Origin of the sequence: Massilia sp. BHUDP2 (genome assembly GCF_046236355.1) — a bacterium.
In the GTDB taxonomy this organism is placed as follows: domain Bacteria; phylum Pseudomonadota; class Gammaproteobacteria; order Burkholderiales; family Burkholderiaceae_D; genus Telluria; species Telluria varians.
On record NZ_JBJUVW010000003.1, the window covers coordinates 724159 to 742626 of the forward strand.

Consider the following 18468-nt stretch of genomic DNA (forward strand, 5'->3'; position numbering starts at 1 on the left):
GGTCGTCACGCTCCCGGCTTCTTGCGCACCAGCTGCTTCTCGAATGCCTCGTCGTGCTTGCTGATCCGCTTGACCTCCTGCGGGCCGAGGCCGTTCACGAAGGCGACGAAGTCGTCCAGCTCGAGCGGCGCATTGAGCGCGGGCGCGCCCGGGGCTTCGGACAGGTAGAACAGCCCGTCGCCGGTGCGCGCCATCGAATACGCGGCATTCCCGGTGCGCTTCTTGAGGCGCTCGACCGCCGCGCTGGCGCGGGTGGAACGGGAGCTCGCCATCAGATCGCCTCCGTGCGTGTCAAGAGCCAGTCGCGCGCCGTGCCGGTCACGTGCTGCTCGAGGCGTGCACGCACCGTGGCGTGGTAGGCGTTCAGCCACGCGATTTCGTCTTCGCGCAGAAGCGAGCGATCCAGCGGACGGGTGTCGATCGGGCACAGGGTGAGCGTCTCGAAGCCCAGGTATTCGCCGAACTCGGTATTGTCCACCACCCGGTTCAGCACCAGGTTCTCGATGCGGATGCCCCAGCGGCCCGGGCGGTAGATGCCCGGCTCGATCGAGGTGATCATGCCCGGCTCCATCGCGGTGTGCGGGTCCGGCGGCACTGCTGGCGAAATGGTCTGCGGACCTTCGTGCACATTCAGGAAGTAGCCGACGCCGTGGCCGGTGCCGTGGCCGTAGTCGATGCCGGCGGCCCAGATCGGCGCGCGCGCGATCGCGTCCAGCATCGGCGAACGGGTGCCGCGCGGGAAGCGCGTCGCGGACAGGTTGATCAGGCCCTTCAGCACCAGCGTGTAGTCGCGCTTCTGCGCTTCGCTCGGGGTGCCGACCGGGATCACGCGCGTGATGTCGGTGGTACCGCCCAGGTACTGGCCGCCCGAATCGATCAGCAGCAGGCCGTCGCCCTCGATCGTCGCGCAAGTCTCTTGCGCGGCGCGGTAGTGCATGATCGCGCCGTTGCTGTTGAAGCCGGCGATGGTCGAGAAGCTCGGGCTGATGAAGTTGGGACGGCGCGCACGGCTTGCCGTGATGTGGGTGTCGATCGCGACTTCGTCCAGCGGCGCACGGCCCGGGTTGGCCAGTTCGGCTTCCAGCCAGGAGAAGAACTCGCACAGCGCCGCGCCGTCCTGCTCCATGGCGGCGCGCACGTTGACGGCTTCGCTATCGAGCTTGCGCGACTTGGCGAAGGTGGTCGGGTTGATCGCTTCCACCACGTTCACGCCCTGCGCAACCGCGGCGCGCATGCCGGCGGTCACCCGGCGCGGGTCGAGCAGCAGGGTGGCGCCGTCCGGCAGCGCCGCCAGCGCGGTGGCGGCATTCGCATACGGCGCCAGGTGTACGCCGTCGGACTCGAGACGCGCACGCACCTCAGCCGGCACCTTGCCTTCGCCCACGAACAGGGTCGCATCGGCGCGGCCGATCAGCGCATGCGCCAGGAACACCGGATTGAAGCTGACGTCGGCGCCGCGCAGGTTGAACAGGTAGGCGATGTCGTCCAGCGTCGAGATGACATGGAAGCCGGCGCCGTGCTGCTCCATCGCGGCGCGGGTCGCGGCCAGCTTGTCGGCACGGCTCATCGTCGCGTAGGGCGGCAGGTGCTCGAACACCGGGTCGGCCGGCAATGCCGGGCGGTCCTGCCACACCTCGTCGAGCAGGTCGATATCGGTACGCAGCGCGATGCCCTTGGCCGACAGTGCGTCCGACAAGAGGCGCGCGCCGGCCAGGCCGAGCACGCGCGCATCCACCGCGACGGTCTGGCCGGTGCTCAGGTTGGCCGCCAGCCAGTCCACGTGCATCTGGCTTGCCGCACCCGGAATCTTCATCAGGGCGATCTCGCTGCCGGCCAGCTCGGTCTCGGCCTGGGTCCAGTAGCGGCCATCGGTCCAGACGCCGGCAAAGTTGGCGGTGGCGATGAAGGTGCCGACCGAGCCGGTGAAGCCCGACAGCCACTCCCTGCCCTTCCAGTGCCCGGGCAGGTATTCCGACAGGTGCGGGTCGCTCGAAGGCACGACATAGGCGTCGATGCCGGCACGCGCCATTGCGCTGCGCAGCTGGGCCAGGCGCTTGCTGCGGACTTGTTCAAATTCAGTGGACATGGCTTGGGTCTTGGGTTGTTATCCTAGCCACGTATGATACGCCGAACGGCGCGTTACAATGTTGTCCGAGACGAACAAACGACCGGCGCACACGCCGGCACAGGAGACAGAATGGATTTTGAAGCGGCAAAGGCACTCTGCCGCAGCTTCCCCGGCTGCACTGAAGACACCAAGTGGGACCACGACACCGTCTTTTCGGTCGGCGCCAAGATGTTTGCCGTCACCAACAAGGACGGCCCCTCGACCGGCTTCAGCCTGAAGGCCGACGACGAGCGCTTTCTCGAACTGACCGACCGCCCCGGCATCCTCCCTGCTCCCTACCTGGCGCGCGCCAAGTGGGTGTTCGTGACGCCGGAGGCCCGGCTCGACGACGAGGAGTTCGCCGCCCTGCTGCGCCGCTCGTACGAGCTCGTTTTCGCCAAGCTCACCCGCAAGCTGCAGCGTGAGATCCAGGGCGCCTGATTCCAACAGGAACGCGCCCGCCTACCTGATTGGCGCATAATCGCAGCGCCATCCCGACACCAGAGACAGAACGACCATGCAAGACTACCACCATGACCGCGCCCGCGCGCTGCTCGCCAACGCCACCCAGATCGTCACGCCCGAGGAAGTCCAGGCCGCGGTGGCGCGTGTCGCCACTGAGCTGAACAAGCGCTTCGGCAATCCCGACGAGAAGTCCTTCCCGCTGGTGCTGGGCGTGATGGGCGGCGCCGTCGTGTTCACCGGCCACCTGCTGCCGCAACTCGACTTCCCGCTCGAATTCGACTACATCCACGTGAGCCGCTACGGCGACGCCGACCGCGGCGGTCAGATCGTGTGGAAGGTCATCCCGCGCCAGGACGTGGCGGGCCGCACCATCGTCGTGGTCGACGACATCCTCGACGAAGGCGAGACCCTCGCCCACGTGAAGCAGCGCCTGCTCGACATGGGCGCGGCCGAAGTGGTCGTCGCGGTGTTCGCCGACAAGGATTTGAAACGCGCCAAGCCGATCAAGGCCGACCTGGTCGGCCTGACGCTGCCGAACGAGTTCGTGGTCGGCTTCGGCATGGACGTGTACAACTACTGGCGCAACCTGCCGGGGCTGTGGTCGATCAACCAGGACGACCTGAGCGCGGCGAACGAACCGGCCCCGCCGTTCCCTACCCCCGACGCGAAGCGCCTCGACTGATTTCGTAGGGTGGTCGGCTTCGCCGACCGCGCGTTCAACCAGCTAAAGAATAGCCGCAGTATCTGCTCAAGCCGGATTTGAACGCGCGGACGGCAGAGCCGTCCACCCTACGACAAACCGAGGCGCGCACGCGCCGCCGCGTATTCGGCCTTCAGGCGCTCGACCATCTCGGCCACGCTCGGCACGTCATCCATCAGGCCCACGCCCTGGCCGGCGCCCCAGATGTCGCGCCAGGCCTTGGCGCTGCCGGCGCCAAAGCTCATCTTGCTCTTGTCCGATTCCGGCAGGTTGTCCGGATCGAGCCCGGCGGCCACGATCGATTTCTTCAGGTAGTTGCCGTGCACGCCAGTGAACAGGTTGGTGTACACCACGTCGGCCGCCGCCGATTCCACGATCGCGTCGCGGTAGGCGTCGCTGACGTTCGATTCCTTCGTCGCCAGCCAGCGCGAGCCGATGTAGGCGAAGTCGGCGCCCATGGCCTGGGCCGCGAGGATCGCGTCGCCGGTAGCGATCGAGCCGGACAGCGCGATCGGACCCTTGAAGAACTTGCGCACCTCGCCCACCAGCGCGAAGGGCGACAGCGCGCCCGCATGGCCACCGGCGCCGGCCGCCACCAGGATCAGGCCGTCCACGCCGGCTTCCAGCGCCTTTTCCGCGTGGCGGATCGAGACCACGTCGTGCATCACGATGCCGCCGTAGGCGTGCACCGCATCGAGCATCTCCTTCGGCGGCGCGCGCAGCGAGGAGATGATGATCGGCACCTGGTGCTTCACGCAGACCTCGACGTCGTGCGCCAGGCGGTCGTTCGAGGCATGCACGATCTGGTTCACCGCGATCGGGCCGACCTTCACGCCCGGATTCGCATCCTGGTAGGCGGCCAGTTCGCGCTGCAGGTCCGTCAGCCAGGTGTCCAGCAGCTCGGCCGGGCGCGCGTTCAGGGCGGGGAAGGAGCCGACGATGCCGGCCTTGCACTGGGCCGCCACCAGCGCGGGACCGCTGGCGATGAACATCGGCGAAGCGATGACAGGGAGGGACAGGTCTTGCAGCACGGGTGGCAGCGTCATGGATGGCTCTCGATGGTCGGTTAACTGATCGGTTGATCAAACGTAGTCAAGGCATTATGCCGTGAAAAAAGAACGATCGTGCTAGATTTTTGTCTCTAAACGTCAGTCAAGGCGCCGCCATCGGTGCGGGCGGCGCCGGCGCGCACCAGTGCCGCGCAGGCCCAGTGCGCCAGTTCGTCCTTGGCCATCGCCAGCACCCCGGTGCGCACCCGCTCCACCAGCGGGATCGATGCCAGCAGGCCAGGGAGCGCGTCTAGCGCCAGCGTGCGCCGCTCCAGCAGCAGGAATTTCAGCAGCACCTTGACCGCGTTCTGCGCATTGCGCACCGGGTCGGCGCTCAGGTAGTCCAGGCGCGTTCTGGCCCGCGCCAGCGCCCCCGGCACGTCGCCGAACACCGCGCCATGGCCGGGAATGACCACGCGCGCATCCAGGGTGGCGATCAGGTCGAGGGTCGCGCCGACCTCGTCGAAGCCCGGCTCGCCCGCCAGTTCCGGGAACACCACGCCGAAGCCGTTTTCCCACAGCGCGTCGCCGGAAATGAGGATGCCTTCGCTTTCGCAGAAGAACACCAGCGCATGCGGGTCGTGCCCGGGGGCCGCCGCTACCACCCAGTGCAGGTCGCCCAGCACCAGCGTGTCGCCCGGCGCCAGGGTGGCGTCGAAACCGAAGCGCGCGCACTGCTGGCCGGTGGCGCGGTAGCTGAGCGCCTCTTCGTCCCATGCCGCTACCTTGGGGGCGTCCAGCGCCGGGATCGCGACCCGGCAGCCATAGGTATGCGCCAGCAGGGCGTTGCCGCCGCAGTGGTCCGAGTGCAGGTGGGTGTTGAGCAGGCGGTCGAGCGGGCGCGAACCGAGCACCTGGCGCACCAGCGCCAGGGTCTGCGCCGCATGCGTCAGGTAGCCGCTGTCGACCAGCGCCGTGTCATCGGCGCCGGTGAACAGGATGTTGTTGGACGAGAGCCAGCCGCGCTCGAAGACGTGGATCGACGGGGGCAGGCGCAGTTCCACCTCAGCCCCAGTCGATCTCGGCTTCGCGGCGCCGGATCTCGGCCCACACGGCGCGCTTGTCCTCGTCGCTGGCGCTGCCCCAGGCGACGATTTCATCGATCGTGCGCAGGCAGCCCCGGCACAGGCCGGTGGCGGGCTCCATCTGGCACACGTTGATGCAGGGAGAGGGGACGGGGCTTTGCAGTTCCGGCTTCATTGCAGCAGCGCCGAGACGTCGATGAAGTGGGCGCAGATGGCGACCAGCACCATCAGGCCCACGACCAGCCGGCTGCCCCGGTCCTTCAGCGCATACAGCACCGGGTCGTCGTCCATCTCGCCGCGCGCGGTCTTGATCCACAGGCGGCCCAGCCAGTAGATCATCAGTCCCGCCAGGCCCCACAGCAGCATCGGGCTGGCGTAGCGCTGTTCGGTCTCGGGCGCATTGATGAACAGGCCCAGCACCACCACCGCCGCCAGCGCCGAGGCCAGTCCCATCGGCCACAGCACGGCCAGGTCGACCACGCGGTAGTCGCGTCCGTGCGCGCTGGCGTGGCCGCGCTGCTGCAGCGACTGCAGCTCGGAGCAGCGCTTGACCAGCGCCAGGCTGAGGAACACGAACAGCGAAAAGGCCAGCAGCCAGGACGTCGTGTGGATACCGACCGCCACCGAGCCGGTGACGATGCGCATCGTGTACAGCAGCGACAGCATCAGGACGTCGAGCAGCACGCGCTCCTTGAGCCACCAGCTGTAGGCCGTGGTCAGGATGACGTAGGCCAGCAGCATGGCCACGAAACCGGTATTGATCGTGAACGCGAGCCCGAAGGCGCCGCACAGCAGCAGCAGGGATGCGGCCACGCCCGAGGTGATCGGCAGGGCGCCGCTGGCGAAGGGGCGCAGCCGCTTGCGCGGATGGACGCGGTCGCTGCCGAGGTCCCACAGGTCGTTCGCGATGTAGGTGGCCGATGCCGCCGTGGAGAAGCACAGGAAGGCGAGCAGCATGGTGGCGAGGTCGCCCGGCAGGAAAGAGAAGGCGGTCAGCAGCGGGACGAACAGCAGCAGGTTCTTGGCCCACTGGTGCATGCGCAAGGCCTTGCGCCAGGTACCCAGGCCGGCCGCGGGCTGCTCGAATTCCTTTTCGATCGGATGCCTGCTGCGCACGGTGCGCGCCAGGCTGTCCGATGCGCCCACCAGCACGGCGGCCTGCGCGCCTTCCCACACCGCCAGGTCGGCCGTGCTGTCGCCGGCATAGGCGAAGGCCGGTCCCACTTGCTCGCGGATGGCGGCCAGCTTGTTGGCCCCTTTCAGGTTGCGGCTGCCGTCGGTGGCCAGCACGCGGTCGAACAGACCGAGGTGCTGCGCCACCCGGTCGGCGATCGAATGGTGCGCGGCCGTGGCCAGCACCAGTTCGCGCCCCGCGGCCTTCTCGGCGCGCAGGTAGTCGAGCAGTTCTTCGCGGTAGGGCAGTTGTTCCGGCGCCACAGTCACGCGGCGGGCGATTTCGGACTTCATGGTCTCCCGGCCGCGCGCCAGCCACAGGGGAAGCCTGAACAGGTCGAGCGGGGACTGCTTGGCCAGCAGGAGCAGGGACTCGACCAGGGTATCGGTCCGGGTCAGGGTGCCGTCGAGGTCGACCACCAGGGGGATGGGCGCCTGCCGGGAATCCAGCATGGAAGTTTCAGCCGAGGTCATGGAGAGCCAAAAATATCAATCATTGCAATGTGACCGCGCATTATCGCTCATCACGTGAACGCAGGCATCGCGCCACGTCAGGCCTGCTGCTTGCCGCGCCACTGCGCGTGCTTGCGTGCCAGCTTGTCCCTGAAGCGCGCCGGGTCGATCAGGTGACGCTCGTGGATGCCTTCACAGACTTTTTCCACCTCGTCCCAGGCATCGACCCGGAAACGCACCCGGCGCCCCTCCACTTCCAGCACTTCGCCCTCGATCCGCAGGCGCATACCGGGCGGCGTCGGCGCCAGGTGGCGGAAGTTCACCATGGTCCCCAGGCTCTGCTCGTGCGGCCAGTCGACGTAGGGCATCATTCCGTGCAAACAGGCAAGTTCCATCATGCCAACGAGATAACCGGTGGCCAGCACATCCGGCATATCGCGGCAAAACAAGGTATCGTGGTAAAGCTGGGGCACGCAGGCGCGCTCCGGGACGGTGTAGTGCCATTCGAAGCGAAGGCCGGGCTGGAAAGTAGGATGCATGGGTGCAGCTTAGCGCATGCGGCGCTGCCTGGCTTGCTGCACGGACATGGGGGCAAGGCTGCCGTAAGCCTGGGCAGGGAGATTGCAAGCAATGGCACGAACAGGAGGGCCAATGAAGCTGAACAAGAAACTGATGGCACAGATGCGTGCCGCCACCCGCTCGACGGTGCGCTCTTTCCTGCACACGGGACCGGCGGCGGCAGACACCATGATCCAGGAAACGCTGAAGAACGCCACTGCCCTGCAGCGCGAAGCCCAGCGCCGGATGCGCAGCGTCGGCGTGGGAGCCGCCGCGGCGGCAAGCGATCCTTTCGAAGCGGAACTCGGCGCCAGCCTGCCCGGCAAGTTCATCGACGGCAGCCACACCAACCCGGCCGGCACCCGCGACTACAAGCTGTACGTCCCCGGCAGCCATGGCGGCAAGCCGCTGCCGCTGCTGGTGATGCTGCATGGCTGCACCCAGGATCCGGAGGATTTCGCCAACGGCACCGGCATGAACGAACTGGCCGAGGAAGCGCCCTGCCTGGTGCTGTATCCCGCGCAGAGCAAGGCGGCCAACCCCTCGCGCTGCTGGAACTGGTTCAACGCGGTCGACCAGCAGCGCGACCAGGGCGAACCCGCGATCATCGCCGGCATGACGCGTGCGATCATGGAACAGTACCCGGTCGATCCGGAACAGGTGTACGTGGCGGGCCTGTCGGCCGGCGGCGCGATGGCGACCATCATGGGCACGCTCTACCCGGACCTGTACGCGGCCGTGGGCGTGCATTCGGGCCTGCCGTTCGCATCGGCGCACGACCTGCCCTCGGCGCTGGCGGCCATGAAGGGCGAGTTCCGGCGCGCGCAAGCGCAAGCGCAGCTGCCCGGACGACAGCTCCCGATCATCGTCTTCCATGGCGACCAGGACACCACCGTGCATCCGGTGAATGCCGACGAACTGATCGCCCAGGGCGCGCGTCAGGCGGCACGCCGCGCCGCGGAGCCGGGACGGGTGCCCGACGGCCATGCCTACACGCGCACCCTGCACCACCGCGAAGACGGGGCGGTGCATGCCGAACACTGGCTGATCCACGGGGCAGGCCATGCCTGGTCGGGCGGACGCGCACGCGGCAGCTATACCGACGGGCGTGGGCCGGATGCAAGCCGCGAAATGCTGCGCTTTTTCCGCACCCGCCGTTGAACCTCAGCCGGCGCGGCGCTTCGCCTCCTCGGCCTCGATGTGGGCACGCAGGCAGGCCGGGCACCAGCAGCCGACGGCTTCCTGCGGCACCGGCACGGCGGGCGGCAGAGCCGTGCACCAGCACGGTTCAGGACTGCCGCTTACCATGGCACAGCCGAATTCGGCGCCACAGCGGCTGCATGTACTCGGGGTGGAAACGCTACTCATGGTTCTTTACGGTGGGGATCGAGCCCATAAAATACAACAAGACGCCATATAATCAGCACAAGTACTACCCTGTTGCCTTAAAATCTTGCGACATTTATTTTGGACCCTCCATGAACGCTACTCTGACCAGCCTGAACACCGACGACCAGCCCAATGATCTGACGAAAGTATCGCCGCAGATCAAGGCGCAGATCCTGGCGGAGGCGCTTCCCTACATCCGTAATTTCCACGGCAAGACCATCGTCATCAAATACGGCGGCAACGCCATGACCGACGAACGCCTGAAGCACGGCTTCGCACGCGACGTCATCCTGCTCAAGCTGGTGGGCATGAATCCGGTCGTGGTGCACGGCGGCGGTCCGCAGATCGACAACGCGCTGAAAAAGATCGGCAAGCAGGGCACCTTCGTGCAGGGCATGCGCATCACCGACGAAGAAACCATGGAAGTGGTCGAGTGGGTGCTGGGCGGTGAAGTCCAGCAGGACATCGTCATGCTGATCAACCACTACGGCGGCCAGGCCGTGGGCCTGACCGGCAAGGACGGTGGCCTGATCCGCGCACGCCGCATGAGCATGCCGGACAAGGAAAAGCCGGGCGAATTCCTGGACATCGGTTTCGTCGGCGAGATCGAGGCGATCAACCCCGCCGTCGTCAAGGCGCTGCAGGACGACGCCTTCATCCCGATCATCTCGCCGATCGGCTTCGGCCAGGACGGCCAGGCCTACAACATCAATGCCGACGTCGTCGCCGGCAAGATCGCCGAGATCCTGAAGGCCGAAAAGCTCATCATGATGACCAATATCGCCGGCGTGCAGGACAAGGCAGGCAACCTGGTCACCGACCTGTCGGCGCGCGAGATCGACGAGATGTTCGAAGACGGCACGATTTCGGGCGGCATGCTGCCGAAGATTTCGTCGGCACTGGACGCCGCCAAGTCGGGCGTCAATACCGTGCACATCATCGACGGACGCATCGAGCACAGTTTGTTGCTGGAAGTCTTGACCGAGCAGGCATTTGGCACTATGATCCGGTCTCACTGATTTTTTGTGGCGGGAAATTCCACCACATTAAATGACAAGATGCCCTTGTAGCTCAGTGGTAGAGCACTCCCTTGGTAAGGGAGAGGCCACGTGTTCAATCCACGTCAAGGGCACCACCTCCCCCCTGCAATACCTCCCCCTTAGTAGATCCGCTCCACCTTGATGCCGCGCTTGCGCAGCAGTTCGGGCAGTCCGCCTTGTCCCAGCAGGTGCAGCAGGCCCACCGCCACCACCGCATTGTTTTCGCGCGCCAGCAGCGCCGCCACCTTGTCCGCCATCGGTCCGTTGCGCTCGTCGAGCAGGATGTCGCGCATGAACTTCCCGGTCAGGCTGTCGTCGCTTTCCACCCGCCGCATCAGGTCTTCCTGGGCGCGGCGGTCGGCGCGCTCGTAGGCATCGAGCATCTCGCGCGTTTCGCGCAGCTGGCGGCCCGAGGCCATGTCTTCCAGCGTTTCTTCCAGCAGGCGCCACTGGTCTTCGTCCGACAGGCGGTTCAGCAGCCCGGCCTGGTAGTGCATGGTCTCGAGCTCGGCGATGCGGGTCTTGCCCTGGCGCGCCAGCGTGGCGAGGTGGTCGTCGACGCCGAGGGCCGGGTCGTAGCCCAGCTTGGCGGTCTCGAACACGGCAAGCATGGTCACCAGCATCCAGGGTTTCAGCTGCGCCACGGCGGCCGGCTCCAGGCCGTGCTTGCGCAGCGCGGCTTCGATGCGCGCGCGGCGCTCGGGCGCCAGGCCCGCGTAGCCGGGGCTACCGGGCGGGAACATGCCGTGCTGCCGGACGGCGGCCGCGATCGCGGCCGGATCGCCCTTCATGTCGATTTCCAGCGCCAGCGTGGGAGCAGCCGCGATCGCCGCCCGGATGCGCGGTTCGAGGGGATAGAAGTCGGCGCGGCCGACGTGCATGGTGCCGTACAGGTACAAGGTATTGCCCTTGTCCGTGGCCTTGAACAGCGCACCCCGCGCTATGCCCACGTCGGCTGCCAGCGCCTGGAAGGCCAGCAAGAACAAGCTGAGGAACACCACTATAATCGGACGTCGTCGCATTCATTTCTCCTTGTTGTATTCGCGCTGTTAATCTGAAATTGTGGCAAATCATACCCTCCCCTCCCCCGTCTGGCTCTTCGACCTCGACAATACCCTGCACGATGCCTCGCATGCCATCTTCCCGGCCATCAGCGCCAACATGAACACCTACATCGGACGCGTGCTGGGCGACGGCCTCACTCCCGCCACCCAGGCGCAGGTCGATGCGGCGCGCCTGGGCTACTGGAAGCGCTACGGCGCCACCCTGCTCGGCATGATCCGCCACCACGGGGTGTCGGCGGCCGACTTCCTGCACGTCACGCACGATCTCGGCGCCCTCGACAAGCTGGTGCGCGCCGAAAAGGGCCTGGGTACGCTGCTGCGCCGCCTGCCGGGCCGCAAGATCCTGCTCACCAATGCGCCGACGCGCTACTCGACCGACGTGATGCGCCACCTGGGCCTGAGCCGCCACTTCGCCCACCACGTGGCGATCGAACACATGCATGTGCACCGCCAGCTGCGCCCCAAGCCTTCGAGCCTGATGCTGCGCCGCCTGCTGCGCAAGCACGGCGTGGCGGCGCGCCGCTGCATCCTGGTCGAGGACACGCTGGCCAACCTGAAAAGCGCCAGCCGCCTCGGCCTGCGCACCGTCTGGGTGACGCAGTACCTGCGCATGAGCGATCCGATCGGAAAAGCGCCACTGCCAAGGACCCTGAAACGCCCCGGTTACGTCGATGTCAAAGTAAAATCCGTGCGGCAGCTTCCGGCGCGTTTGCACCGGCTGCGCTAATACCAACAACAACACGAAACTAGGGATCACATGGCAACCAAGCCAGGTCAGCGCAAGCTGCAAATCCTCCAGGCCCTGGCCTCGATGCTCGAGCAGCCGAAGGGCGAAAAGATCACCACGGCGGCGCTGGCGGCGCGCCTGTCGGTATCGGAGGCGGCGCTGTACCGCCACTTCGCCAGCAAGGCGCAGATGTACGAAGGCCTGATCGAGTTCATCGAGTCGAGCGTCTTCGGCCTGATCAACCAGATCGCCGAACGCGAGGAAGACGGCGTGCACCAGGCGCACGCGATCCTGCAGATGCTGCTGTCCTTTGCCGCCAACAACCCGGGCATGACCCGGGTGCTGATCGGCGACGCGCTGGTGGGCGAGGACGAGCGCCTGCAGCTGCGCATGAACGGGTTCTACGATCGCGTCGAAATGGCCTTCAAGGGCGCACTGCGGATCGCCGTCACCCAGGGCCACGGCCTCGAGACCGACGTCGCGGCGCGCGCCAGCCTCCTGGTGAGCTACGTGACCGGACGCTGGCACCGCTTCGCCAAGAGCGGCTTCAGGCAGAACCCGGCCGAAGGCACGGCCCTGCAGCTGTCGCTGCTGCTGGCGGCATAAGGACAAGCGCCAGGCGATCATGGACACCCAGGAAGTATTCGCGCTGCTGGACGACGCCGGGGCAGCCGGCGAGGCCCGTTCGCGCCTCTACAGCCGCCACGCCGGCACGCTGCATTGCCTTGATGCCGCCGGCTGGCCGCAGCTGCTGCGCGAACTGCAGGAGGCGCTGGGACGCGGCCTGTACGCGGTGCCGCTGTTCAGCTACGAACTGGGCGCGCACCTCCAGGGAGTGCCGGCGCAGCCGGTGCAAGGCGCGCTGGCGCAGGTGCTGCTGTTCGAACAGTGCGAGCACCTGGACGCAAGCCAGGTCGAGGCCTGGATCGCCACCCGCGCACCCGCCGACGAACTGGCGGGCGTGGCCGGCATCACGCCCAATGTGGACGAAGCGGCCTTCACCGATGCGATCCGGCGCATCCGCGACTACATCGCCGCCGGCGACACCTACCAGGTGAACTACACCTACCGCCTGCGTTTCGACACCTACGGTTCTCTGGTCAAGCTGTATGCGCGGCTGCGGGCGCGCCAGCGCGTGCCCTACGGCGCCCTGGTGGCCCTGCCGGACGGCGGCGCCGTCTTGTCCTTCTCGCCCGAGCTGTTCGTGCGCCACGAGGCCGGCAGGCTGCTGGCGCGGCCGATGAAGGGCACCGCGCCGGCCAGCGGCGACGATGCGGTGGATGAGGAGCGCTCCCGGGCGCTCTCTTCGGACACCAAGAACCGCGCCGAGAACCTGATGATCGTCGACCTGCTGCGCAACGACCTGGGACGGGTCGCCGTCACCGGCAGCGTCGAGGTGCCGGCGCTGTTCGAGGTGCGCCGCTATGGCGCCGTGCTGCAGATGACCTCGACCGTGCAGGCGCGCCTGCGCGAGGATGCGAGTCTGGAGGAGGTATTCGCCGCGCTCTACCCCTGCGGCTCGATCACGGGCGCGCCGAAGCGCCGCAGCATGGAGATCATCCACGAACTCGAACCGAGCGCGCGCGGCATCTATACCGGCGCGATCGGCTGGTTCGATCCACCCGCGCCAGGCAGCGCCAAGGGCTTCGGTGACTTCTGCCTGTCGGTCCCGATCCGCACCCTGGCGCTGGGTGCGCCGGAGGGCGGCACCCGCAAGGGAGAGCTGGGGGTCGGCGCCGGCATCGTGTACGACAGCGATGCCGCCTCCGAATACGCCGAATGCCAGCTCAAGGCGCGCTTCCTGACCGGCCTGCCCAACGAGTTCGAGATCTTCGAAACCCTGCGCGCTTCCTGGGACGACGGCTGCCGCCACGTCGAGCAGCACCTCGACCGCCTGGCCGCGTCCTGCCGCTACTTCGGCTATCCGTTCGACTATGGCGCCGCCCGCGCGGCATTGAACGAGGCCTGCCTGGCCCTGCCCCATGGCCAGCTGCACCGGCTGCGCCTGGCGGTGGCTCCCGGCGGCGCGCTGACCGTGCAGGCGGCGCCGATCACGCCCTTGAGCGAACCGGTGGCGCTGTTGCTGGCGCAGGAAAGCACCCATTCGGGCGACGTCTTCCTGCGCCACAAGACGAGCGTGCGCAGCCGCTACGACGCGGCCTGGCGCGCCGCCGAGGCGCAAGGGGCGTTTGACGCCTTGTTCTTCAACGAGCGCGGGGAACTGACCGAGGGAGGACGCAGCAACGTGTTCCTGCGTTTCGGCAGCGAGTGGATCACGCCGCCCTTGTCGAGCGGCCTGCTGCCGGGCGTGATGCGCGGCGTGCTGCTGCAGGCGCCGGCCTGGCGCGCCAGCGAACAGCTCATCACGCGCGAGATGCTGGCGGAGGCGGACGACATCGTCGTCTGCAATGCGCTGCGCGGGCCGCTGCGGGCGGTCCTGCTGGACGACCCGCAGGGCTAAGCTCTTCAGAAGCGGTAACCGAACCCCAGGCCGAACAGCACCGGATCCACCTTGACGGCGCTTGCCTTGGCGCCGCCGACCATCACGTCGCTGCGGATGTTCACTTTTTTCACATCGAGGTTCAGCGACCAGCGCGCATCGAGCCGGATGTCCACGCCGGCCTGCAGTGCCAGGCCCCAGCTGTCGTTCTCGAGATCGGCCGCGCCGTCCAGCAGCTTCACGCGCGAGATGCGCGTGTAGTTCAGGCCTGCGCCCACGTAAGGATTCACTGTCGACTGCGGTGCGAAGTGGTATTGGGCCGTCAGGGTCGGCGGCAGGTGGCGGAAGCTGCCGATGCGGGCGCCGTCCAGGGTGACGTCGTGCTTCTGTGGATAAGTCAGGATCAGCTCGGCCGCCAGGTGCGGCGTGAAGAAGTAGGAGATGTCGACTTCGGGGATAGTCTTGCCGGCCACGTGGATGCGGTCCGCGGCGCCGCTGCCGGCCACGGGCGCCGATTCATTCGCCGGGTCGATATGGACGGCGCGCGCACGCACCATCCAGTTGCTGTCCTGTGCCAGGGCCTGGCTGCCGGCAAGTGCGAGAGACATGGCCAGCACAGGCTTCAACAAGGTTTTCATTTCTTTTTCCTTTCGTCATAGTAACGAGAGGAAGAATATTGATGCAGCGCAAAAAAATCGTTGATGTGGATCAAATAACCATAACGCTAGAAAGGTTATTCGATCCCTGCCTTACATGGCGAGCGCCTGCTCGATCTTGCCGACCAGGGCCGGGTCTTCCGGCGTCACCTTGCTCGGGAAGTGTTCAAGCACCTTGCCATCGCGGCCGATCAGGTACTTGGTGAAGTTCCACTTCGGCGCCTGGCCGGTCGCCCTGGTGAGGCTGGCGTGCAGCGGGTTGGCTTCCGGCCCCGTCACCGAGCTCTTGGCGAACATCGGGAACTTGACCCCATAGGTGTTGAAGCAGAAGTCCGCGATTTCTTTCGCATTGCCCGGCTCCTGCTTGCCGAAGTCGTTCGAGGGGAAGCCCAGCACCACCAGACCGCGCCCGCCGTACTTCGCGTACAGCTTCTCGAGTCCTTCGTACTGCTTGGTGAAGCCGCAGTAGCTGGCCGTGTTCACGACCAGCACCACCTTGCCGGCGTACTGGCACAGGTCCTGCGGCGCGTCGTCCTGCAGGCGCTTGAAATTCTGCTTGAGGATGGCGGGGCAGCTCATCGGCATGCGGGCGGCAGCCGGAGCGCCCGGCGCGGACGTGGCCTGTGCGGCGGCAGGAAGAGCAGCGCTGGCCGCGGCAAGGGCAGCGAACAGCAGGGCGGTGGTCTTGATCATGGCGGGAAGTTCCCTGGTTGGTGATGCCACGATTGTAACGCAGCCGCCGCCTGTAAAGATGGCCGGATGGCCGCGGCGCCCGGACGATTTCCGTTCAGCCGGCGTTCAGGCTGCGGTGCTCGATCTTGATGCAGTGGTTCATGACGACGTCGAGGCCGGCGGCGCGCGCCAGGTCGGCGGCGGCCTGGTTCTCGATGTCCAGCTGCATCCACAGGCAGCCGGCGCGCACGGCGATCGCGTCGCGTGCGATCGGCGGGATGTCTTCGGACTTGCGGAAGCAGTCGACGATGTCGATCCGCTGGCCGTTGCTTGCCAGGGCGTCGGCTGCTTCCTGCAGCGTGGCGTACACCTGTTCGCCCAGGACGGTCTCGCCGGCGTAGCTCGGGTTCACCGGCACGATGCGGTAGCCGTTTTGCTGCAAGTAAGCGGCCACTTCATTGCTGGCGCGGTCGGGCTTGTTCGACAGGCCGACAATGGCGATGGTCTTGCTGTCGTTGAGGATCTGGGCAATGCTTCTCATGGTGGTTTGGCTCGATGTGGATTCGGTATCTAGCTTATCAGATGTGCATCATCGCTGGCGTCGCGGGCGCAAACGTGAAAAGATGCGGGCAGATCCGATTTCCATTCCAAGCATGCGCCCTACCGCCCTCTCCTTTCTCACCGCCCTGGCCCTCTCGCTGCCTCTTCACGCGGCCGAACCGCTGGCCGCGGTCGAACGCGCCATCGTGCCCGTCGCCAGCTGGGGCGGCACCCCGGCCGACGCTTCGAAAGCGCGCCGCCACACCATCAGCCAGATCACCCTGCACCACCAGGGCGAGCCCTTCAAGCCCGGCACCGATCCGCAGGGCTACCTGCGGCGCCTGCAGTCGTGGTCGCGCGCCAGCAAGGGCTGGCTCGACATCCCCTACCACTACGTCATCGACCTCGACGGCCGCATCTACGAGGCGCGCAACATCGACTTCGCGGGCGACACCAATACCGAATACGATCCGAGCGGCCACGCCCTGATCGAAGTGGTCGGCAATTTCGAGGAAGTGGAGCCGAACCAGCAGCAGCTGGAGGCCGTGGTCGACCTGATGGCGCTGCTGGCGGCCAAGTACAAGGTCTCGCTGGACGACATCAAGAGCCATCGGGATCACTCCGACAAGACCGTATGCCCGGGTGCGAACCTGTACCGCTACGTGAAGGAAGACTGGTTCCGCCACAAGGTGGCGCTGCGCCTGGCGGGTGAACAGGCCAGGCGCTGAACCCTTACAACTTGCGCGCCGGGATGCTGCGCCCGCCCTGCTTCAGCACGAAGCCCTGGCCGGCCGCCGGCTCGAAGCTGATCTCGGCATCGACGTCGTTCGAGAAGAACACGGTTTCGCTCATCGCGAAGATCTCCAGCTTGGGCTGCCCGGTGGGCTGGGCAAAATAGCGCTCGCCCTCGCGGCTCAGCTCGATCGCGAAGCCGGGATGCAATTCGTAGCGGCCGACGCGGGTATCGAAGGCCGCGTTCGCGATCTTCACCGCCTGGCGGCCGGCCGGCGCGTCGCCGATACGCGGATTGACCAGCGCATTGCCATCCTGGTGCAGCGTCACCGCCGTCACCTTGCCCCCCGCGTCACGCTGGAATTCGAACCAGTCCAGGCCTCCCGGCACGAAGAAGGTATTGTTCGACGCGGCCTTCAGTGCTACCTGCGGCCGGCCGCTGCGCTGCATCACCAGGCCATCGGCGCTGCGGCGGAATACGCGCTGCACGTCCTTCTCGACCTCGTAGGTGCCGGTGACCGCGTCGAGCGCCGCGCCATCCAGCGCCACCTCCTTGAACTCGCGATAGGGCTTGCCGATGGCGATGCCGGCCGCCTTGCGCGCCACCAGGCCCGGATTGACCGGCCCGCTGTCGCTGTTGGTCAGCACCGCGACATACACCTTCTGCTCCGGGAAGCGCAGCGCGTGCGTCGAGAAGCCGTTGATGCCGCCGCCGTGGCCCATGCTGGTCGCGCCCTGCACCTTGCTGACGTCCCAGCCATAGCCGTAGCCGGTGGCCTTGCCGTCGCTCAGGCGATATGAAGTGAACGCTCGCTCCCAGCTGGAAGGCTTGAGCAGGCGGCCCGCGGCGATCGCCGCATCCCAGCGCGCCAGGTCGTCCACCGTCGACACCAGCGAGCCGGCGGCATAGGGCTGGGTCATGCTGAGCGGAGCGGCGGCGGCATAGCCCTTCTCGGCGCGGCGATGACCGGCCGCCACCGGCGCCTTGCTGTGCCCAAAGCCTTCGTAATAGGTGTCGTGCATGCCGAGCGGCTTGAAGATGCGCTGCTCAAGGAATGCCGCATAGGTCTGGCCCGAGATTTTCTCGATGATGGCGCCGAGCAGGAAGTAACCCGAGTTGTTGTAGCGGTACTGGCTACCGGGTTCGAACTCGAGCGGATCGTTCTTGAAGGTGTCGATCATCTGCGCCACGCTCATGTCCTGGGCCATGTTGACGATGTAGCCCGGCTTGCCCGTATAGCTGGGGATGCCCGAGGTATGCGTCAGCAGGTGCTCGATCGTGATCTTCTTTCCCTTGGCCGGGTAGTCCGGCAGGTGCTTCGTGATGTCGTCGTCCAGCGACAGCTTGCCTTCGTCCGCCAGCATCAGGATGGCGGTCGACGTGAACTGCTTGGTGATGGAACCGAGGCGCAGCGCCATCTCCGGGCTCATTTTCACGCCCTTCGCGGTATCGGCCATGCCGTAGGCACGACGCAATACGGGCTTGCCGTCCTTGACCACGATGACCGTGGCGCCGGGCGCGTCGGCCTTGAAATACGGCGCAATGGAGGCGTCGATGCGGCTGGCCAGGTCCTGCTCCGCCGTCGCGGATTTGACGGCATCCTGGGCGAACGCAGCCTGTGGATGGCACAGCAGCAGCACGGCGGCACAAATGGCGGTACGAAGCAGCATGGTCGGT

General features: G+C 66.6%; 21 protein-coding genes and 1 tRNA gene. 9 read left to right on the forward strand and 13 right to left on the reverse strand.

Annotated features, from left to right (window positions below):
• Positions 1-5: 5 nt before the first annotated feature.
• Together ACK6C6_RS19980 and ACK6C6_RS19985 are read right to left on the reverse strand one after the other, a co-directional pair.
• Entirely contained in the window at positions 6-272 is a 267-nt protein-coding gene (locus ACK6C6_RS19980; protein ID WP_036216788.1) for a hypothetical protein, read from the reverse strand.
• Entirely contained in the window at positions 272-2086 is a 1815-nt protein-coding gene (locus tag ACK6C6_RS19985) for an aminopeptidase P family protein (protein ID WP_409268924.1), read from the reverse strand. Before ACK6C6_RS19985 ends, ACK6C6_RS19980 begins: the two co-directional genes overlap by 1 nt.
• 111 nt (positions 2087-2197) lie before the next feature.
• Here ACK6C6_RS19985 and ACK6C6_RS19990 point away from each other — a divergent pair, with 111 nt between their 5' ends.
• Positions 2198-2548: an MmcQ/YjbR family DNA-binding protein gene (locus tag ACK6C6_RS19990; protein ID WP_209589417.1), complete on the forward strand. Its 351-nt coding sequence runs from the start codon at positions 2198-2200 to the stop codon at positions 2546-2548.
• A gap of 76 nt (positions 2549-2624) precedes the next feature.
• The gene (locus ACK6C6_RS19995; RefSeq protein WP_409268925.1) at positions 2625-3254 is read left to right on the forward strand and encodes a hypoxanthine-guanine phosphoribosyltransferase; all 630 of its coding nucleotides are present in this window, start codon (positions 2625-2627) and stop codon (positions 3252-3254) included.
• Positions 3255-3361: 107 nt separating this feature from the next.
• Here ACK6C6_RS19995 and ACK6C6_RS20000 read toward each other — a convergent pair whose 3' ends face one another.
• From ACK6C6_RS20000 to ACK6C6_RS20020, 5 genes are all read right to left on the reverse strand, one after another.
• On the reverse strand, positions 3362-4318 hold the full coding sequence (locus tag ACK6C6_RS20000) for an NAD(P)H-dependent flavin oxidoreductase (protein WP_409268926.1): 957 nt from the start codon (positions 4316-4318) through the stop codon (positions 3362-3364).
• Between the two features lie 95 nt (positions 4319-4413).
• The gene (locus ACK6C6_RS20005) at positions 4414-5325 is read right to left on the reverse strand and encodes an MBL fold metallo-hydrolase (RefSeq protein WP_409268927.1); all 912 of its coding nucleotides are present in this window, start codon (positions 5323-5325) and stop codon (positions 4414-4416) included.
• Between the two features lies 1 nt (position 5326).
• Positions 5327-5521, reverse strand: a complete 195-nt coding sequence (locus tag ACK6C6_RS20010) for a DUF1289 domain-containing protein (RefSeq protein WP_409268928.1) — start codon at positions 5519-5521, stop codon at positions 5327-5329.
• Positions 5518-6972, reverse strand: a complete 1455-nt coding sequence (locus tag ACK6C6_RS20015; protein WP_409268929.1) for a UbiA family prenyltransferase — start codon at positions 6970-6972, stop codon at positions 5518-5520. The genes ACK6C6_RS20010 and ACK6C6_RS20015 overlap by 4 nt, the downstream gene beginning before the upstream one ends.
• A gap of 98 nt (positions 6973-7070) precedes the next feature.
• Positions 7071-7511 carry a thioesterase family protein gene (locus ACK6C6_RS20020; RefSeq protein ID WP_409268931.1) on the reverse strand — a complete coding sequence of 147 codons (441 nt, stop codon included), beginning with the start codon at positions 7509-7511 and terminating at the stop codon, positions 7071-7073.
• Positions 7512-7623: 112 nt separating this feature from the next.
• Between ACK6C6_RS20020 and ACK6C6_RS20025 the strand changes: the two genes are divergently transcribed.
• Complete coding sequence (locus tag ACK6C6_RS20025) at positions 7624-8691, forward strand: PHB depolymerase family esterase (RefSeq protein WP_209589411.1); 1068 nt, start codon at positions 7624-7626, stop codon at positions 8689-8691.
• A 3-nt stretch (positions 8692-8694) separates the two neighbouring features.
• Here the strand turns inward: ACK6C6_RS20025 and ACK6C6_RS20030 are convergent, their stop codons facing one another.
• Complete coding sequence (locus tag ACK6C6_RS20030) at positions 8695-8898, reverse strand: cysteine-rich CWC family protein (protein ID WP_409268932.1); 204 nt, start codon at positions 8896-8898, stop codon at positions 8695-8697.
• 110 nt (positions 8899-9008) lie between these two features.
• Between ACK6C6_RS20030 and argB the strand changes: the two genes are divergently transcribed.
• Positions 9009-9938, forward strand: coding sequence for an acetylglutamate kinase (argB, locus tag ACK6C6_RS20035; protein ID WP_051306276.1), 930 nt, complete (start codon positions 9009-9011; stop codon positions 9936-9938).
• A 41-nt stretch (positions 9939-9979) separates the two neighbouring features.
• Positions 9980-10054: transfer RNA gene (locus ACK6C6_RS20040), tRNA-Thr, on the forward strand.
• 24 nt (positions 10055-10078) lie between these two features.
• Here the strand turns inward: ACK6C6_RS20040 and ACK6C6_RS20045 are convergent.
• Positions 10079-10981: a TraB/GumN family protein gene (locus tag ACK6C6_RS20045; RefSeq protein WP_409268933.1), complete on the reverse strand. Its 903-nt coding sequence runs from the start codon at positions 10979-10981 to the stop codon at positions 10079-10081.
• 40 nt (positions 10982-11021) lie between these two features.
• Between ACK6C6_RS20045 and ACK6C6_RS20050 the strand changes: the two genes are divergently transcribed.
• Genes ACK6C6_RS20050 through pabB form a run of 3 tightly spaced genes read left to right on the forward strand, consistent with a single transcriptional unit; the run spans position 11022 to position 14211 of the window.
• A complete protein-coding gene (locus ACK6C6_RS20050) occupies positions 11022-11750 on the forward strand; it encodes an HAD-IA family hydrolase (protein WP_036216806.1) in 729 nt (242 codons plus the stop codon).
• A gap of 30 nt (positions 11751-11780) precedes the next feature.
• Positions 11781-12356, forward strand: a complete 576-nt coding sequence (gene slmA, locus ACK6C6_RS20055) for a nucleoid occlusion factor SlmA (RefSeq protein ID WP_036216808.1) — start codon at positions 11781-11783, stop codon at positions 12354-12356.
• A 19-nt stretch (positions 12357-12375) separates the two neighbouring features.
• Positions 12376-14211 (forward strand): aminodeoxychorismate synthase component I, encoded by a 1836-nt coding sequence (gene pabB, locus ACK6C6_RS20060; protein ID WP_409268934.1) that lies wholly within the window; start codon positions 12376-12378, stop codon positions 14209-14211.
• 5 nt (positions 14212-14216) lie between these two features.
• Here pabB and ACK6C6_RS20065 read toward each other — a convergent pair whose 3' ends face one another.
• The 3 genes from ACK6C6_RS20065 to ACK6C6_RS20075 all read right to left on the reverse strand — a co-directional run bounded on the left by ACK6C6_RS20065 (position 14217) and on the right by ACK6C6_RS20075 (position 16059).
• Complete coding sequence (locus ACK6C6_RS20065; RefSeq protein ID WP_209589407.1) at positions 14217-14828, reverse strand: OmpW family outer membrane protein; 612 nt, start codon at positions 14826-14828, stop codon at positions 14217-14219.
• Between the two features lie 111 nt (positions 14829-14939).
• The gene (locus ACK6C6_RS20070) at positions 14940-15539 is read right to left on the reverse strand and encodes a glutathione peroxidase (protein ID WP_209589406.1); all 600 of its coding nucleotides are present in this window, start codon (positions 15537-15539) and stop codon (positions 14940-14942) included.
• 94 nt (positions 15540-15633) lie between these two features.
• Entirely contained in the window at positions 15634-16059 is a 426-nt protein-coding gene (locus tag ACK6C6_RS20075; protein WP_209589405.1) for a CoA-binding protein, read from the reverse strand.
• Between the two features lie 112 nt (positions 16060-16171).
• On the opposite strand from ACK6C6_RS20075, the gene ACK6C6_RS20080 reads away from it, so the two are divergent.
• Entirely contained in the window at positions 16172-16786 is a 615-nt protein-coding gene (locus ACK6C6_RS20080; protein ID WP_209589404.1) for a peptidoglycan recognition family protein, read from the forward strand.
• 4 nt (positions 16787-16790) lie between these two features.
• Here the strand turns inward: ACK6C6_RS20080 and ACK6C6_RS20085 are convergent, their stop codons facing one another.
• On the reverse strand, positions 16791-18461 hold the full coding sequence (locus ACK6C6_RS20085; RefSeq protein ID WP_409268935.1) for a serine hydrolase: 1671 nt from the start codon (positions 18459-18461) through the stop codon (positions 16791-16793).
• Positions 18462-18468: the final 7 nt, after the last annotated feature.

What these genes read in the sequence shown, in the direction of transcription:
- ACK6C6_RS19995 (WP_409268925.1), top strand. Translation starts at nt 2,625, where the DNA reads ATGCAAGACTACCACCATGACCGCGCCCGCGCGCTGCTCGCCAACGCC.
- ACK6C6_RS20085 (WP_409268935.1), bottom strand. Translation starts at nt 18,461, where the DNA reads ATGCTGCTTCGTACCGCCATTTGTGCCGCCGTGCTGCTGCTGTGCCAT.
- ACK6C6_RS20030 (WP_409268932.1), bottom strand. Translation starts at nt 8,898, where the DNA reads ATGAGTAGCGTTTCCACCCCGAGTACATGCAGCCGCTGTGGCGCCGAA.
- argB (WP_051306276.1), top strand. Translation starts at nt 9,009, where the DNA reads ATGAACGCTACTCTGACCAGCCTGAACACCGACGACCAGCCCAATGAT.
- ACK6C6_RS20015 (WP_409268929.1), bottom strand. Translation starts at nt 6,972, where the DNA reads ATGCTGGATTCCCGGCAGGCGCCCATCCCCCTGGTGGTCGACCTCGAC.
- pabB (WP_409268934.1), top strand. Translation starts at nt 12,376, where the DNA reads ATGGACACCCAGGAAGTATTCGCGCTGCTGGACGACGCCGGGGCAGCC.
- ACK6C6_RS20075 (WP_209589405.1), bottom strand. Translation starts at nt 16,059, where the DNA reads ATGAGAAGCATTGCCCAGATCCTCAACGACAGCAAGACCATCGCCATT.
- ACK6C6_RS20020 (WP_409268931.1), bottom strand. Translation starts at nt 7,511, where the DNA reads ATGCATCCTACTTTCCAGCCCGGCCTTCGCTTCGAATGGCACTACACC.
- ACK6C6_RS20065 (WP_209589407.1), bottom strand. Translation starts at nt 14,828, where the DNA reads ATGAAAACCTTGTTGAAGCCTGTGCTGGCCATGTCTCTCGCACTTGCC.
- ACK6C6_RS20070 (WP_209589406.1), bottom strand. Translation starts at nt 15,539, where the DNA reads ATGATCAAGACCACCGCCCTGCTGTTCGCTGCCCTTGCCGCGGCCAGC.
- ACK6C6_RS20080 (WP_209589404.1), top strand. Translation starts at nt 16,172, where the DNA reads ATGCGCCCTACCGCCCTCTCCTTTCTCACCGCCCTGGCCCTCTCGCTG.
- ACK6C6_RS20010 (WP_409268928.1), bottom strand. Translation starts at nt 5,521, where the DNA reads ATGAAGCCGGAACTGCAAAGCCCCGTCCCCTCTCCCTGCATCAACGTG.
- ACK6C6_RS19985 (WP_409268924.1), bottom strand. Translation starts at nt 2,086, where the DNA reads ATGTCCACTGAATTTGAACAAGTCCGCAGCAAGCGCCTGGCCCAGCTG.
- ACK6C6_RS20000 (WP_409268926.1), bottom strand. Translation starts at nt 4,318, where the DNA reads ATGACGCTGCCACCCGTGCTGCAAGACCTGTCCCTCCCTGTCATCGCT.
- ACK6C6_RS20045 (WP_409268933.1), bottom strand. Translation starts at nt 10,981, where the DNA reads ATGCGACGACGTCCGATTATAGTGGTGTTCCTCAGCTTGTTCTTGCTG.
- slmA (WP_036216808.1), top strand. Translation starts at nt 11,781, where the DNA reads ATGGCAACCAAGCCAGGTCAGCGCAAGCTGCAAATCCTCCAGGCCCTG.
- ACK6C6_RS19980 (WP_036216788.1), bottom strand. Translation starts at nt 272, where the DNA reads ATGGCGAGCTCCCGTTCCACCCGCGCCAGCGCGGCGGTCGAGCGCCTC.
- ACK6C6_RS20025 (WP_209589411.1), top strand. Translation starts at nt 7,624, where the DNA reads ATGAAGCTGAACAAGAAACTGATGGCACAGATGCGTGCCGCCACCCGC.
- ACK6C6_RS19990 (WP_209589417.1), top strand. Translation starts at nt 2,198, where the DNA reads ATGGATTTTGAAGCGGCAAAGGCACTCTGCCGCAGCTTCCCCGGCTGC.